This is a genomic window from Arthrobacter sp. NPDC092385, from assembly GCF_044755105.1.
Classification (GTDB): domain Bacteria; phylum Actinomycetota; class Actinomycetes; order Actinomycetales; family Micrococcaceae; genus Arthrobacter_D.
In genome coordinates, this window is record NZ_JBIVQL010000004.1 from 65,262 (window position 1) to 80,498 (window position 15,237).

At 69.2% G+C, this 15,237-nt stretch carries 11 protein-coding genes; 9 read left to right on the forward strand and 2 right to left on the reverse strand.

Translation table 11 applies throughout. The features are described from left to right. Positions 1-8 precede the first annotated feature (8 nt). From ACIQCY_RS06645 to ACIQCY_RS06665, 5 genes are all read left to right on the forward strand, one after another. Positions 9-4,445, forward strand: a complete 4,437-nt coding sequence (locus ACIQCY_RS06645) for an FtsK/SpoIIIE domain-containing protein (protein WP_400483110.1) — start codon at positions 9-11, stop codon at positions 4,443-4,445. A 175-nt stretch (positions 4,446-4,620) separates the two neighbouring features. Further along, positions 4,621-4,887, forward strand: a complete 267-nt coding sequence (locus ACIQCY_RS06650; protein ID WP_400483111.1) for a WXG100 family type VII secretion target — start codon at positions 4,621-4,623, stop codon at positions 4,885-4,887. Between the two features lie 79 nt (positions 4,888-4,966). Continuing rightward, positions 4,967-7,306, forward strand: a complete 2,340-nt coding sequence (gene ligA, locus ACIQCY_RS06655; RefSeq protein WP_400483112.1) for an NAD-dependent DNA ligase LigA — start codon at positions 4,967-4,969, stop codon at positions 7,304-7,306. Continuing rightward, positions 7,303-8,184 carry an inositol monophosphatase family protein gene (locus ACIQCY_RS06660; protein WP_400483113.1) on the forward strand — a complete coding sequence of 294 codons (882 nt, stop codon included), beginning with the start codon at positions 7,303-7,305 and terminating at the stop codon, positions 8,182-8,184. The genes ligA and ACIQCY_RS06660 overlap by 4 nt, the downstream gene beginning before the upstream one ends. After that, positions 8,181-8,648, forward strand: coding sequence for a DUF2087 domain-containing protein (locus ACIQCY_RS06665; protein ID WP_400483114.1), 468 nt, complete (start codon positions 8,181-8,183; stop codon positions 8,646-8,648). Before ACIQCY_RS06660 ends, ACIQCY_RS06665 begins: the two co-directional genes overlap by 4 nt. 96 nt (positions 8,649-8,744) lie before the next feature. On the opposite strand, the gene ACIQCY_RS06670 is transcribed toward ACIQCY_RS06665, so the two are convergent. Together ACIQCY_RS06670 and ACIQCY_RS06675 are read right to left on the reverse strand one after the other, a co-directional pair. Next, on the reverse strand, positions 8,745-9,458 hold the full coding sequence (locus tag ACIQCY_RS06670; RefSeq protein WP_400483115.1) for a fasciclin domain-containing protein: 714 nt from the start codon (positions 9,456-9,458) through the stop codon (positions 8,745-8,747). Between the two features lie 251 nt (positions 9,459-9,709). Further along, positions 9,710-10,438, reverse strand: a complete 729-nt coding sequence (locus ACIQCY_RS06675; protein WP_400483116.1) for an SDR family oxidoreductase — start codon at positions 10,436-10,438, stop codon at positions 9,710-9,712. Between the two features lie 117 nt (positions 10,439-10,555). Between ACIQCY_RS06675 and ACIQCY_RS06680 the strand changes: the two genes are divergently transcribed. The 4 genes from ACIQCY_RS06680 to ACIQCY_RS06695 all read left to right on the forward strand — a co-directional run bounded on the left by ACIQCY_RS06680 (position 10,556) and on the right by ACIQCY_RS06695 (position 15,237). After that, complete coding sequence (locus ACIQCY_RS06680; RefSeq protein ID WP_400483117.1) at positions 10,556-10,948, forward strand: MerR family transcriptional regulator; 393 nt, start codon at positions 10,556-10,558, stop codon at positions 10,946-10,948. 173 nt (positions 10,949-11,121) lie between these two features. Continuing rightward, positions 11,122-12,105 carry a serine hydrolase domain-containing protein gene (locus ACIQCY_RS06685; protein WP_400483118.1) on the forward strand — a complete coding sequence of 328 codons (984 nt, stop codon included), beginning with the start codon at positions 11,122-11,124 and terminating at the stop codon, positions 12,103-12,105. A 121-nt stretch (positions 12,106-12,226) separates the two neighbouring features. Further along, positions 12,227-12,880, forward strand: coding sequence for a hypothetical protein (locus ACIQCY_RS06690; protein WP_400483119.1), 654 nt, complete (start codon positions 12,227-12,229; stop codon positions 12,878-12,880). Positions 12,881-13,086: 206 nt separating this feature from the next. Beyond that, a complete protein-coding gene (locus ACIQCY_RS06695) occupies positions 13,087-15,237 on the forward strand; it encodes a rhamnogalacturonan lyase (RefSeq protein WP_400483120.1) in 2,151 nt (716 codons plus the stop codon).

Consider the following 15,237-nt stretch of genomic DNA (forward strand, 5'->3'; position numbering starts at 1 on the left):
CGGCACGCATGAAGCTTCGCCTGACCCTCCGGCGCGAGCCGGAACCGGCCAAGGACCTCGCCGTCACCGTGGACGGCCTCGCGACCGTCAGCGACGTGGCCCGCGAACTGTACGCCTCCGATCCGGGCCGTGCGGGAGCAGCCGTGCCATCGGGCCTGTCCCTGACGGTCGACGAGTCCTACGTGGCCGGCGGCATGCGCGGACGCACGCTGGACCCGGACCGCAGCCTGTTCGAGTCCGGCCTGCGCCCGGGCTCCACCGTGACCATCACCCGGGTCAGCGACGGGTTCGACCTGCCCGGCCAGGACCGCGGGCCCTCGGTCGCCACGCTCCGCGTGCTCGCCGGGCCCGACGCCGGCAAGGAGTTCTCCCTGCCCGTCGGCGCCAGCTACCTGGGCCGCGACCGCAACGCCGACATCCGCTTCTCGGATCCCATGATGTCCAAGCGCCACGCGCGCATCAACGTGTCCGACACCATCGAGATCATCGACACCAATTCGGCCAACGGCCTCCTGATGGGCGGCACGAGGATCAACCGCGCCCCGCTGACCTCCGCCGACGAGGTCACGCTCGGCGACACGACCGTCAGTGTCGTCTCCCTCGGCCGTGCGGGTGCGGGGGAGTCCACCAATCCGCTCGTCGAGTTCAACCGCTCCCCGCGCGTCGTGCCGTCCTTCGTGGTTCCGCCGAAGACGCCGCCGGCCGGGCCGAAGCGCCCGCAGCCCCAGCGCTTCCCCTACATCATGATGGCAGCGCCGCTGCTGATGGGCATGGTGATGTTCGCGGTGACGCGCAGCCCCTTCAGCGCGCTGTTCGCGCTCATGATGCCGCTCATCCTCGTCGCCAGCCACCTCGACCAGCGCAGCAATGCGCGGCGCGTCTTCCGGGAAGCCGTGGAGCAGTACACGGGCGCCATGGAGTTCTTCCGGAAGGACATGGACCGCCTGCAGCGCGTCGAGCGCGCGGTGCGGCAGGCCGAGGCGCCGTCCGTCGCCGAGACCGTGGACGCCATCTACAAGCTCGGTCCGCTCCTGTGGACGCACCGGCCCGAGCACGCGTCCTTCCTGACGCTGCGCTTCGGCACCGGCACGGCGCCGTCACGCGTGGAGATCCGCGAACCGTCCGCCAACGACACCCTCGCCGAGTACGCGGAGGAGATCGCCGCCGTCGTCGAGCGCTACACGACCCTCGACGACGTCCCGATCGTCGCGAACCTCCGGCTGTCCGGTGCGCTCGGCCTCGCCGGTACGCGCGGCGTGGTCGACGACGTCGCGCGCGGCCTCGTCATCCAGGCGATCGGCCTGCATTCGCCCGCCGAACTCGTGCTGACCGCCCTCACCTCGGTCGAATCGAAGGCGCGCTGGAGCTGGCTCCAGTGGGTGCCCCATGCCGGTTCGGTCCACAGCCCCCTGTCCGGTGACCACCTCGGTGCCGGGCCCGCCGCCGGCGCGGCCCTGCTCTCCCAGCTCGAGGACCTCATCGCGGCGCGCTCCGGCCGGCGCACGGGTGCCGGCCTGCGCGGGGCGCTCGAACCCCAGGACATCGAACTGCCCGCCCCCGTGGTGCCGAGCGTGCTCGTGGTGGTGGAGGACGACGCCTCGGTGGATCGCGCCCGCCTCACGCGGGTCGCGGAACTCGGCCCCGACGTCGGCGTGCACCTCCTCTGGATCGCCACGTCCGTGCCCGCGCTGCCCGCCGCGTGCCGCGACTTCCTCGCCGTCGACGGCGAGAGCGCCAACGTCTCCGGGCAGGTACGCCTGGGCCGGCTCACCACGCCCGTGAGCTGCGAGAGCGTGGACGAGGACCTCGCGGGCCGGCTCGCGCGCATGCTCACCCCCGTGATCGACGTCGGTACCCCGGTGGACGACGAGTCGGACCTGCCCCGGGCGGTGTCCTACGTGGCGCTCGCCGGCCACGACCTGATGGAGGCGACGGCGGCCGTCGCCGACCGCTGGAAGGAGAACAACTCCGTGGCCGCGTCGGCGGTGCCGAACCGGAAGCACCAGGGGTCGCTGCGCGCACTCGTGGGATCCAAGGGCGTGGAGCCGATGTACCTCGACCTGAAGACGGAAGGCCCGCACGCCCTCGTGGGCGGCACCACCGGCGCCGGTAAGTCCGAATTCCTGCAGTCCTGGGTGCTCGGCATGGCCGCCGCGTACAGCCCCGACCGCCTCACGTTCCTCTTCGTGGACTACAAGGGCGGCGCGGCCTTCGCGGAGTGCGTGAACCTGCCGCACAGCGTCGGCCTCGTCACGGACCTCTCGCCGCACCTCGTCCGCCGGGCGCTGACCTCGCTGCGTGCCGAACTCCACCACCGGGAGCGGCTCTTCAACCGCAGGAAGGCGAAGGACCTGCTCGCCATGGAGCGCGAGGCGGATCCCGAGACACCGCCGTCGCTCGTCATCGTGGTCGACGAGTTCGCGGCGCTCGCCCGCGAGGTCCCCGAGTTCGTGGACGGCGTCGTCGACATCGCGGCCCGCGGCCGATCCCTCGGCCTGCACCTGATCCTCGCCACCCAGCGGCCCGCCGGCGTCATCAAGGACAACCTGCGGGCCAACACCAACATGCGCATCGCCCTGCGCATGGCGGACACGGACGATTCCGAGGACATCCTCGGCGATCCCATGGCCGCCTACTTCAGCCCGACCATCCCCGGCCGCGGCGCCGCCAAGACCGGCCCGGGCCGCATCCAGGGCTTCCAGACCGGGTACGCGGGCGGCTGGACCACCAGGGCACCGGCACGGCCCCGCATCGACATCGTCGAGATGGACTTCGGATCCGGCCCGGCGTGGGAACGACAGGGCGGGGAGGAGGCCGAGGAGGTCGGTGGGCCGAACGACATCTCGCGCATCGTGGCGAACGTGTCGCAGGCCGCGATCGAGCTCGGGATCGCGCCGCCGCGCAGGCCGTGGCTCGCCGAACTCGCCTCCGCCTACGACTTCTCCAGGCTGCCGAACCCCCGCACCGACGAGAAGATGCTGCTCGGCGTCGCCGACGACCCCGCCAACCAGGCGCAGCCGACCGTCTTCTACGCCCCGGACACCGACGGCAACATGGCGTTCCTCGGCGCCGGCGGCTCGGGCAAGTCGGCAGCGCTGCGGACCCTCGCGATCGGCGCGGCGGTCACGGTGCGCGGCGGGCCGGTGCAGGTCTACGGCATCGACTGCGCCTCCAACGGCCTCCAGATGCTCGACCAGCTGCCGCACGTCGGGGCCATCCTCGACGGTGAGGATTCCGAGCGCATCGGGCGGCTGCTGCGGTACCTGCGCGGCGTCATGGACGAGCGGGCGGACCGCTTCGCCGAGGTGCGCGCCGGTACCATCACCGAGTACCGCAGGCTGGCCGGCCGCCCGGAGGAGCCCCGCATCCTCCTGCTGGTCGACGGACTGTCGACCTTCCGCGAGAACTACGAGTTCAAGGGCTCGGCACGCCACTTCGAGCTGTTCCAGCAGATCGCGACGGACGGACGGCCCATGGGTGTCCACGTCATCGTGACGGGGGAGCGGACCAGCGCGCTGCCGCCGTCGCTCGCGGCATCCATCCAGCGCCGCATCGTCCTGCGGCTCGCTGGCAAGGACGACTACGCCATCCTCGGCGTGCCCAAGGACGTCCTGTTCATGACCTCACCGCCCGGGCGCGCCCTCAGCGACGGCCAGGAGCTCCAGCTCGCGATCTTCGGCGGCAACGCGAACCTGGCACTGCAGGCGCGGGAGGTGGAGAGGCTGCGCGACGCGATGCTGCGGCAGGGTGTACCCCAGGCGCCGGGCATCCTCAGCCTGCCGGAGTCGATCGAGCTCGACGTGCTCCCGGCCGGTACGCCGGGGAATGCCGTCATCGGGGTCGACGACGCCAACCTCGAACCGGCGGCGATCGCCACCCGCGGCGGGTTCATGGTGAGTGGCCCGCCCGGAGCCGGACGCACCGTGGCACTGGTGAGCCTGGCGGCGGCCCTCGAGCGATCGTCGCCGCGGACCCGGCGCATCTACCTCGGGGCCCGGAAGTCCTCGGTCGCGTCCCTGCCCGTCTGGGACGAGGCCCATGCCACACCGGGCGCCGTCCAGCCCGAGCTGGCGCGCCTGCTGGCGCTGACCACCGAGTCCGACGACGCCGTCGCCTTCTTCATCGAGGGTGTCACCGAGTTCACGGACTCGCCCGCCGAGATGGAACTCTCGACGCTCGTGAAGGCCGCCATCAAGGCGAACCAGTGGGTGGTGGGGGAGGCCGAGACCTCCACCTGGTCGAGCGCGTGGAACCTCGCGGGGCCCTTCAAATCGGGCCGGCGCGGGCTCCTGCTCAATCCCGGCGAGATCGACGGCGACACCCTCCTGAGCACCTCGGTGGGGCGGACGGCGGGGAACCGGTTCATCCCGGGCCGCGGGTACGTCATCGGCAGGGGCAAGGCGTATAAGGTTCAAGTTGCCACCACGACGGGCGGCGCGTCCTAGGTCTCGGACGTGCCACCAGGGCCCGCTGGTGGGTGCCTGCGCCCCTCATGGGGAGGGCTCCCCATCGACACTCCCGGGGGGCTCGCATAGGTTTCAAGTAGTTGCCCGGCCGGACGGACCGGCAGGGCAGCCGGTACCGGGATCACCGGACCGGCACACTCGGAAGGTGGGGACGATGAGCAACATCACGCACGGTAACAACCCTCAGGAGATGCAGGAACTCGCAATGCTCCTGACGCAGAAGTCGGAAGAGATCAACCAGATGGTCAACCAGCTCACCACGAAGCTCGGTTCCACCGGCTGGGAAGGCCCCGACGCGCAGCGCTTCCGCAGCGACTGGGAAGGGCACCGTGCCAAGCTCACCGCCATCGCCTCCGAACTCGGCACCGTGAGCCAGACGGTCCAGAAGAACAAGCAGGACCAGGAGACCGCCTCGGCGTAGGTCCCACCGACTCCGCCACCGGCCCGCAGCCCTCCGCTGCGGGCCGGTGGCGTCACTGCGCAGAACAGGCACGAGTGCGATGGTCCGGGCGGTAGGGCAAGATGGGAAAGTGACCCCAGAACCTGACAGCGCAGCGGACACCCTGGTCTCCGCCGAGGAGACACCGGCCCCCAGTGACGCCCTGAGGGAGGAGTACGCGCAACTCACCGAGGAGGTCCGGGCGCACCGCATCGCGTACTACCAGGACGCCGCGCCCACCATCTCCGACGCCGAGTTCGACGCCCTCTTCCGCCGGCTCGAGGAGCTGGAGGCACTGCACCCCGAACTGGTCTCCAACGATTCACCCACCCAGGAGGTGGGCGGCGAGGTGTCCTCCGCCTTCGCCCCCGTGGAGCACCTCGCCCGCATGTACAGCCTCGAGGACGTCTTCTCGCTCGACGAGCTGCGGGCCTGGCTGGACCGGGCGGCCGCAGGCGTCGAGCAGCGGAACCCGGGCGCCACCATCGCCTGGCTCACGGAGCTCAAGATCGACGGCCTCGCCGTGAACCTGCTGTACCGCAACGGCGAGCTCGTCCGTGCGGCTACGCGTGGCGACGGCGTCACCGGCGAGGACATCACGCACAACGTCCTGACCATCGCCTCCATCCCGCGGCACCTCGCCGGGAGCGACCATCCCGAGGAGGTGGAGATCCGGGGCGAGGTGTTCTTCCCCACGAAGGAGTTCGGCCAGCTCAACGAGCGCATGGTCGCCGCGGGCAAGGCGCCGTTCGCCAACCCCCGCAACGCCGCGGCGGGGTCCCTGCGCCAGAAGGACCCGGCCATGACCGCCGAACGCCCGCTGGACATGTACGTCCACGGCATCGGGGCGCGCACCGGACTGGCGGCGGAGACGCAGTCGGAGACCTACGCCCTCCTCACGGCCTGGGGGCTGCCGACCTCCCCGTACTACAGGGTGCTGTCGACCCAGGACGAGGTCATGGAGTACATCGGGCACTACGGGGAGCACCGCCACGACCTCCTGCACGAGATCGACGGCATCGTGGTGAAGGTGGACAGCTTCGCGCTGCAGCGCGCCCTCGGCCACACCTCGCGCGTGCCGCGGTGGTCCGTGGCCTACAAGTACCCGCCGGAGGAGGTGAACACCAAGCTGCTCGACATCCTCGTGAACGTCGGACGGACCGGACGCGTCACCCCGTTCGGGCTGATGGAGCCCGTGAAGGTCGCCGGGTCCACCGTCGGCATGGCCACGCTCCACAACCAGGAGGTCGTCAAGGCCAAGGGCGTGATGATCGGCGACATCGTGGTGCTGCGGAAGGCCGGGGACGTCATCCCCGAGATCGTGGGACCGGTCATCGCACTGCGCGACCGCCAGGACCCGCCGGTGCGGGAATTCGTCATGCCCACCGAGTGCCCCTCCTGCGGGACCCCGCTCCAGCCCGCGAAGGAGGGCGACGTCGACATCCGCTGCCCCAACGCCCGGTCCTGTCCCTCGCAGCTGCGCGAGCGCGTGTTCCACCTGGCCGGCCGCGGTGCCTTCGACATCGAGGCCCTCGGATGGGAGGCGGCGATCGCCCTGACGCAGCCCGCCGAACCCGAGGTACCGCCCATCACCACGGAGGCGGAGATCTTCGACCTCACGCCGGAGAAGCTGGCGGATGTCCGGATCGAGCGCGACAAGAAGGTCAAGGGCGTGGTGACGGGGCGCGAGCTCGTGCCGTACTTCTATTCGAAGGGCACGGCCAAGAAGCCCTCGGAGCCGAGCGCCACCACCCGCAAGCTCTTCACGGAGCTGGAGAAGGCGAAGAGCCAGCCGCTCTGGCGCGTGCTCGTCGCCCTGTCCATCCGGCACGTCGGCCCCACCGCCTCGCGTGCGCTGGCCACCGCTTTCGGCTCGATGGAGCGGATCCGCACCGCGAGCGAGGAGGAGCTGGCGAATGTCGACGGCGTCGGCCCGACCATCGCCGCCGCCCTCAAGGAGTGGTTCGCGGAGGACTGGCACCGCGAGATCGTGGACCGCTGGGCCGCGGCGGGCGTGCGCATGGCGGACGAGGTCGACGAGAGCGCTCCGCGCACGCTCGAGGGCCTGACCGTCGTCGTGACCGGTTCCCTGGAGCAGTACAACCGCGACGAGGCGAAGGAGGCCATCATCACCCGCGGTGGCAAGGCCGCCGGTTCGGTGTCGAAGAACACCAGCTACGTGGTGGCGGGCGAGAACGCGGGCACCAAGCTCGAGAAGGCCGAGGCGCTCGGGATCCCGGTGCTCAACGAGGAGGGCTTCATCGCGCTCCTGGAGAACGGGCCGGCCACCGGCCCCGACGGTGACGGAGCCGACGTGGACGAGGACCGGGAGGTCGCCGAGGAACTCGAGGCCGGAGCGGGTGCCGGTCCCATCGTCTCCGAGGGGGACACCGCGTCATGATCCCGGCGGGCGGGGGGAGCGGGGACGGCACAGGGTCGTCCCCCGGGGCGCTCCTGCACCTCGCCCGGCAGGCTGCAGCCGCCGGCGCCGAGGTGCTGGCCCGCCGTGGCGCCCGGACACCGGGAGCCACGAGCAAGAGCTCGGACAGCGACTGGGTGACGGCCTTCGACGTCGCCGCCGAGCGGGCGGTGCGCAGCGTCATCGCGACCTCCCGACCGCACGACGCCATCACCGGCGAGGAACTCGGCACCACCGTGCCTCCAGGCGCAGGCCCCGGCGGCGCGGGGATCCGGTGGTCCGTCGACCCGCTCGACGGAACCACCAACTTCATCCGCGACATCGCCTACTACGCCACCTCGGTGGCCGCCGCGGACGGCGACGGCACCTGGCTCGCCGGCGTCGTCCACGCACCGGCGCTGCAGCGCATCTACTGGGCCTCGCGGGGAGGCGGGGCGTGGCTAAGCGACCGCGGCGAGGTGCGGCGCCTCAGCGGTCCACGCGCCGGGCGCGGGCGGCTCCTCGCCACCGGATTCTCGTACGACTCCGCGGTCCGCGCGGACCAGGTAGGGGAGCTGGGTGCGCTCCTCGAGGGCTTCGGTGACCTGAGGCGCCTCGGCTCGGCTGCACTCGACCTCTGCATGGTGGCCGACGGCACGCTCGATGCCTTCATGGAGCGCGGCCTGAACGAACACGATCTCGCGGCCGGTGCGCTGATCGCCGAGGAGGCCGGCGTCGTCGTGCATCGCCCGGCCCTGGCACCCATGCTCGACGGCGGCCCGAGCGAGGCGGAGAGGCTTGCCGCGGTCACGGCGGCAGGAAGCGCCGACTTCATTGCACGGCTCACCCGAACACCGCACCCGACCGGAGGAACACCATGACCACACCGTCCTGGCAGAAGGTCTTCTCGACGCTCGCGGGCGGGCGCGCCCGCGAGCTCTACGCGCGGGCCGTGCTCGGGCAGCCCCTCGATGCGGCGCCGAAGGAGGTGCAGCGCCTCGTCGACGCGGGGCTCCTCACGGACGACCACGCCGTGAACGGGCACCTCTTCAAGGAAGTCCTCTCGTCCGCTGCACCCGGCACGCCGAAGGGCGTGGACCGGTTCTTCCGCGACGGGCGCATCGACGGGCTGCCCCGCGCCGGCCAGGACCGCTCCGACCTCCTGTCCCACCTCGCTGAGCGACTCCTGCCTGCGGACGAGGAGATCAGCGAACCCGAGGTCAACCGGCTGCTGGCCACCGTCACGCACGACATCCCGACGCTGCGGCGCGCACTCGTCGACCACGGCTACGTGGAGCGCTATCCGGACGGCACGGGCTACCGGAGGGTGACGGAGGCGTCCTGACCCCACTGCACGGCGGTCGGCGGGACCGTCCGGAAGGCAGAAGGGCTCCCACACCAGTGCGTGGGAGCCCTTCTGCGGAAGTGGACCTGCGTGTCCTCAGCCCGCTGCGGGGGGCATCATGACGGTGTCGATGAGGTAGACGACGGCGTTGGCGGTCTGGACGCCGCCGCAGATGACGTTGGCGCCGTTGACCATGAGTTCCTGGCCGGAGCCGGTGACCTCGAGGTCGGCGCCCTGGACGGTGGTCTGGGTGGTGCCCTCGAGCTCAGCGGGCTGGATCTTGCCGGGGACGACGTGGTAGGTGAGGATGCTGCTGAGGCCCTCGGTGTCGGTCTTGAGGCCCTTGACGGCCTCGGCGGGCAGGGCGGCGAAGGCTTCGTCGACGGGTGCGAAGACGGTGAACTCGCCGCCGTTGAGGGTGTCGACGAGGTCGACGTCGGGGTTGATCCCGCCGGAGACGGCGGCGGTGAGCTGGGTGAGGATGGGGTTGTTCGAGGCGGCGGTGGCGACGGGGTCCAGGGCCATGCCGGCGACCGATCCTGCGCCGTCGGGGACCGTCTCGGCGTAGCCGGCGCAGCCGGGGCCGACGAGGTTCGCGGCGGGGTCCATCATGGCGTCCGCGGAGGCCGAGGGGCTCATGCTGGCTTCTGCCGACGGCGTCTCGCTCTCGGGGCCCGCCGTGCTGCTCTCGCTGGCCATGTTGCCCGAGGTGGTCTCGGTCGCATCGGTGCCGCCGCACGCTGCGAGACCGAACATCGAGACTGCTGCGATACCGAGGATCGAGAGGTTCCTGCGCTTGGTGAGTTCCATGCTTCTCCTTGGTAGGTGGGCGGGAACTGATCGCCGCCCGCTGTGTCCGACCTTCCCGACGCTGCACTCCACGCGGATGTCTTACTGGTCCTTCGGTGGCACCTCACGGGCAGATGGGTGCCGGACCGGCGTGACGAGCGACACAGCTACCCGCCACCAGCGGTTCTCCACCCGCCGATCCGCATCCCATGGTCGCGGTGGGACGGTACTGGCCGGCGAGCCTGCTTCCGGCTGCCGGCCAGCACCTGCCGTCAGTTCGCCGGTGTGATCTGCGCGTAGAGAGCGGCGGGGTCGTGGGCCAGGGATGCCTTGACCATCGCGCTCCACTCGTCGACAACCACCTCGATCGCGCCCTCGGCCAGTCCGTCGAAGGACGCGCGGGGCACGAGTGCCGGGTCGATCATCGGTCCGTCGTAGCCGGCCATGATGTCGGTGTCCGCCGCACCGAGGTGGACGCCCTGCACGAGTGTGCCCTGCGCCGCGAGGTCCTGCCGTACGCCATTGGTCATGTTCCACTCGGCAGCCTTCGCGGACGCATAGCCTCCGTTACCGGGATAGGAGAACCAGGACAGCGCCGACAGCACGTTGACGATTCCCCCTCCGCCGTTCGCCGCAAGGATCGGGGCGAACTCGCGGATCATGTCCAGGGTGCCCCAGAAATGCGTGTCCATCTCGCGACGGAGCAGGTCGAGGTCGCCCGTGACGAGGGGTGTCGAGGTGGCGATGCCGGCGTTGTTGATCAGCAGCGTGACGTCGGAAGCCGTCCGGGCCGCTGCCACCACCGAGGCGTGATCGGTGATATCGAGCCGAAGCACCTCGACGCGGTCGAGGGCCGCAAGGTCACGTGCCTCGGGGGTGTCGGTGCGGCGTGCTGTGGCGTAGACCTTTCGGGCTCCCCGGGCGAGGAGCTCGTCGACGAAGCGGCGCCCTATGCCTCGGTTGGATCCGGTGACGAGGGCGATCTGGTCGGTGATGTCCATGTGTGGCGTTCTCCATTCTGGCGGCCGGGCCTCGTGCCCTGCCTGCTCGGCTACAGTAGGACTTCACGTTGACGTCAAGGGCAAGTCCGGCCCGGACGTCGGAAGAGAGGAGCGCTCGTGCGCATCGGAGACATCGCCGAGCGAGCCGGGGTCAGCACCCGGGCCCTGCGTTACTACGAGGAGCAGGGCCTGCTGCCGGCGGATCGGACGGCGCGGGGCCAGCGCGTGTACGAGGAGGCAGCCGTGGAGCGGGTCCAGCTGATCCAGCAGCTCTTCTCTGCAGGACTTGCCAGCCGCACGATCGTCGACCTGCTTCCGTGCGTCGACCGGGGTGAGGCGAGCGAAGAGGCACTCTCCCTGCTTCAGCGTGAGCGCGACCGCATCACCGAGAGCATCGCCGAGCTGGAGAAGGCGCGTGCCCAGCTCGACCGTGTCATCGAGATCTCCCTGCACCCCGACCCGGAGCACTGTCCCGCCCTCCGCGCCGAGCCGTCACCCCAACCGGTCTGAGTCCCTCCGGTCGGCAGCCCGCCGTCGATGAGACGGCGTACCAACGCGCGAGTCGTCAATATATGTTGACGCTGCATACCTTCGTCCACTACGTTCAGCGAAGAGGATGCGTCAACACGTGTTGACGGGCTCTTTACCTGAACGGGTGCGTCCGGCATCCAGAGGAGAATCTCATGCAGCCACGGGAGTGGACAGGGGACGCGGAGTTGCTCGGCCCGGCCAATCGGGCACTTCGTCCATCGTGGCCGGCGGCGATCGCGGTCGCCTCTTCGCGGCGGGTCTTCGTGGCAACTGCGGGGACCGAGGCGGAGAGCACCTTCGAGATCGGGTCGGTCTCAAAGGCGCTCACCGGCATGCTGTATGCCGACGCGCTGCAGCGCGGCGTAGTGTCACCGATGACGATGCTGGGGGATGTGCTTCCTCTTGACGGTTTCGGGCCGGTCGCCGCGGTGCCTCTCGGCTCGCTGGCCGTCCACCGATCCGGCCTCCCACGACTGGCCCCCGGGATGTCCGTTCTGCGTCGCAGTCTGGCGTTGTCGATCCGCGGGGAGAATCCGTACGGCGAGACCCTCGCTGGGCTCCTCGAGCAGACGCGGGACGTGCGCGTAGGGTCACCGCGACCTCGGTACTCGAACCTCGGGTTCCAGCTTCTCGGGCATGCGACCGCGAGTGCTGACGGGCGCGGGTACGGCCGACTCCTCCGTGATGTCCTTGGACCCGGGTATTCGACGCCGTCGCGTCAGGATGACCTCCACGACGCCGACCTCTGGGGGACCTCGCGGGTCGGCCGCCCGGTCCAGCCGTGGGTCGGCGAGGCCCTGGCTCCCGCGGGCGGCATCCGGGCGAGCATCGGCACCCTTGGTGGCCTCCTGCGGGCGATCCTGGATCACACTGCTCCGGGTGTCACAGCGCTCGAACCCGTTGCAGATTTCTCCCCGGGCGTCCGGATCGGCGCCGCGTGGATCACTGTGCCGTACCGCGGCCGCACCATCACGTGGCACAACGGTGCGACGGGGGGATTCGGCAGCTGGATCGGTCTCGACCGGGAAGCCCGCATCGGTGTGGCCGTGCTGTCCGCGCGGCACGGAGCGGTGGATCGGCCGGGCTTTCGGCTCCTCGAGGAACTCGTAGCCAGCGGATCGGCAGTCCTTGACTGACGAGGCTGCACTCGATCTACCGATAGCAGGTCGGCTGACTGGCGCGATCCGTAACCATCGAGCACCGCCCTGATCATCATGGCGATTCGTCGGCTAGCTAGCCGTGGCGGAGTATGGCTTCATGACGGAAGCAGCCAGGAGTGAGGGTCTCGTGGTCCGTGTGGGCGGGCGGTCGCGGACTGAGCTCGTCGAAGCATTGCGGGATGCAAGCGTCCAGCTCAATGCCCACGCCGAGACGCTGATCGCTCACTCCGCGTTCGATGACCCGGTGGGTCGACCACTACGAATCGTGGAGCGGACCGTAGCGCAACTTGGCTTCGAGCAGGGTGCCGTTCAGTCCCGAGTCTTCGCGGCCGCACAAGAGCAGGGCCTTGAACTCTGTCCCCTGGTGACCGGCCCCTACCTCCGGTTGGCGATGATGGACCAGATGAACGCACCGGACTCGGTCCTTTCCGCGGGCCGTGGCCCGAGCGGAGCGGTCCATATCGGATCCGAACCCGTCAGCGAGGACGTGGAGTATCCCAAGGGGTTCTACCTGCGTGTTCTGGACGGGCAGGCTTGGCTGAGGGGATATGGCTGCGATGACACGTACGTGTGGTCTCCGGCGCAGCGGCTCGCGTTCCTATTGCCCGATGCGAACGATCAGCGCTGCGCAAGCGCATCCTTCAGCGGGAGGACGCGAGGCTGGGCAGAGCCATGCCTGGTCTTCGACAGCGGTCATGCGCAGCTTCCATCCGGTCGAGCCCCTGAAATTGTTGAGGCCCGAGTGCGTTGATGTATCTGTTGCTCTTGACAACCGATCGCAGGGAAAGCACGATGAAGTTACTAAGGAAAGCGGTTTCCCATGGGGGGCGCCTGACTTGATTCTGCACCAGGACATCAAGGGAGATGGTTATGGTTTCGTTCGTTCATCCACGAAGGTCACGACGAGCACTGGGAGTGGCGGCAGTGGCAGCCGTCGCTGCGGCAACTCTCGTGAGCATGCCAGCATCTGCGGCACCCGAGAACACGCCGGTCCGGCAGGTTGAATACCTGGACCGGGCCCCGGTCGCTGTGACGACCGAAGGGGGAGTCTATGTCGGTTGGCGCGTGCTCGGCCTCGACGCAGATTCGATCGGCTTCCACGTCTACCGCGACGGTGTTCGCATCACTGATACCCCGATCACCGGCAGTACGAACCTGCTCGACGCGGAGGGGACAAGTGCTTCGGTCTACCGCGTGACCGCCCTGATCGACCAACGCGAAGTGACGGTCACCGACGAGTTCATACCGTGGGGGGATCAGTCCCTGGATATCCCACTGCAGAGACCGGCTGGCGGCACGACGCCGACGGGCGAGGCCTATGAGTACGAGGCCAACGACGCATCGGTCGGAGACCTCGACGGCGACGGCGAGTACGAGATAATCCTCAAGTGGAATCCGACAAACGCGAAGGACAACTCACGCTTGGGTTACACGGGCAACGTCTACCTCGACGCCTACAAGCTCGACGGCACACGGCTGTGGCAGATCGACCTCGGTCGCAACATACGTGCCGGAGCGCACTACACCCAGTTCCAGGTGTTCGACTACGACGGTAACGGTCGGGCCGAAGTCGCAATGAAGACCGCCGACGCCACGGTCGATGGCGCCGGCGTAGTGATCGGCGACGCCGCAGCGGACTACCGCAACACGAGCGGCCGCATCCTCGCCGGGCCGGAATATCTGACCGTCTTTGAGGGCACTACTGGTGCGGCCCTCGACAGCATCGACTACGTACCGGCGCGCGGAGAGCTCGCATCATGGGGTGACACCAGCGGCAACCGGATGGACCGCTTCCTGGCCGGCACCGCCTACCTCGACGGTGAGACTCCGAGCATGATCTTCAGCCGCGGGTACTACGCCAGGACCTCCATCGCCGCCTTCGACTTCGTGGACGGCAAGATTCAGGAGCGCTGGGCATTCGATTCGACCACGGCCGGAAACCAGTTCGCCGGGCAGGGCAACCACAACCTCTCCATCGCGGACGTCGACGCGGACGGCGCCGACGAGATCGTCTTCGGGTCGATGACCATCGACAGTGACGGAACCCCGCTCTACACCACCGGCCTCGGCCACGGCGACGCGATGCACGTCACTGACCACATCCCCTCCCGTGACGGGCTCGAGGTCTACTCGGTGCATGAGAGCATGACGAGCAGCGGTCAGCGTGCCGCAACGATGCGCGACGCAGCGACCGGAGAGGTCCTCTGGTCCATCCCCGGCACGCGTGACACCGGTCGTGGAGCTGCAGGGGACATCGACCCAACCCACGAGGGCAATGAGGCGTGGGCGATCGGAGGCACCTACAAGTTCTACTCGAAGGTCGGATCACTCCGGGCAGCCGATGGCACTGACCTCGGAACGAGCATCCCCGCGGCGAACTTCCTCACCTGGTGGGACGGGGACCTGCTGCGCGAGATCACCGACCACGACTACACCGATCCACTGGAGCTCGCCTCTGGTGCGACGCCGACCGTCTCGAAGTGGAACTGGGAGTCGAAGACAGAAGATCGGCTACTCACCCTCGACGGCGCCCTCACCGGCAACGGCACCAAGGGCAACCCGGCACTGCAGGCCGACCTGTTCGGCGACTGGCGCGAGGAACTCGTTTACCGCAGCGCCGACCACTCGTCCCTGAAGATCTTCACCACCACCGATGTCACCGAGCACCGCATCCGCACCCTGATGCACGATCCCGTGTATCGGCTCGGTGTCGCATGGCAGAACACCGCCTACAACCAGCCCCCTCACACGAGCTTCTTCCTCGGCGAGGGAATGACCACACCCCCGGCGTCGAGCATCGCCTACGTCAACGCCCCAGCGCTTGACGAGACAGCACCAGTGGTGACAGGGCTCAAGGACACCAAGGTGGGTGCAAAGCGCGGCCTCACAGCCGAAATCCGGGCAGAAGATGCTGAGTCGGGGATCCGCTCACTCACCGTCACCTTCAACGGACACGAGCTCACCGGGACCGACGGCCGCTATGAGCTCCCCATCGAAGGACTCAAAGGCAGCTACGAACTCAGCGTCACCGCTATCAACCACGCCGGACTCGAAACCACCACTACCGCCGAGATCACCGTGCGACCAGGCAACGGCAAACCCCAGTAG

Excerpts from the sequence above, each read along its gene's own strand:
- ACIQCY_RS06645 (WP_400483110.1), top strand. The coding sequence starts at position 9 with ATGAAGCTTCGCCTGACCCTCCGGCGCGAGCCGGAACCGGCCAAGGAC.
- ACIQCY_RS06650 (WP_400483111.1), top strand. The coding sequence starts at position 4,621 with ATGAGCAACATCACGCACGGTAACAACCCTCAGGAGATGCAGGAACTC.
- ligA (WP_400483112.1), top strand. The coding sequence starts at position 4,967 with ATGGTCCGGGCGGTAGGGCAAGATGGGAAAGTGACCCCAGAACCTGAC.
- ACIQCY_RS06660 (WP_400483113.1), top strand. The coding sequence starts at position 7,303 with ATGATCCCGGCGGGCGGGGGGAGCGGGGACGGCACAGGGTCGTCCCCC.
- ACIQCY_RS06665 (WP_400483114.1), top strand. The coding sequence starts at position 8,181 with ATGACCACACCGTCCTGGCAGAAGGTCTTCTCGACGCTCGCGGGCGGG.
- ACIQCY_RS06670 (WP_400483115.1), bottom strand. The coding sequence starts at position 9,458 with ATGGAACTCACCAAGCGCAGGAACCTCTCGATCCTCGGTATCGCAGCA.
- ACIQCY_RS06675 (WP_400483116.1), bottom strand. The coding sequence starts at position 10,438 with ATGGACATCACCGACCAGATCGCCCTCGTCACCGGATCCAACCGAGGC.
- ACIQCY_RS06685 (WP_400483118.1), top strand. The coding sequence starts at position 11,122 with ATGCAGCCACGGGAGTGGACAGGGGACGCGGAGTTGCTCGGCCCGGCC.
- ACIQCY_RS06690 (WP_400483119.1), top strand. The coding sequence starts at position 12,227 with ATGACGGAAGCAGCCAGGAGTGAGGGTCTCGTGGTCCGTGTGGGCGGG.
- ACIQCY_RS06695 (WP_400483120.1), top strand. The coding sequence starts at position 13,087 with ATGCCAGCATCTGCGGCACCCGAGAACACGCCGGTCCGGCAGGTTGAA.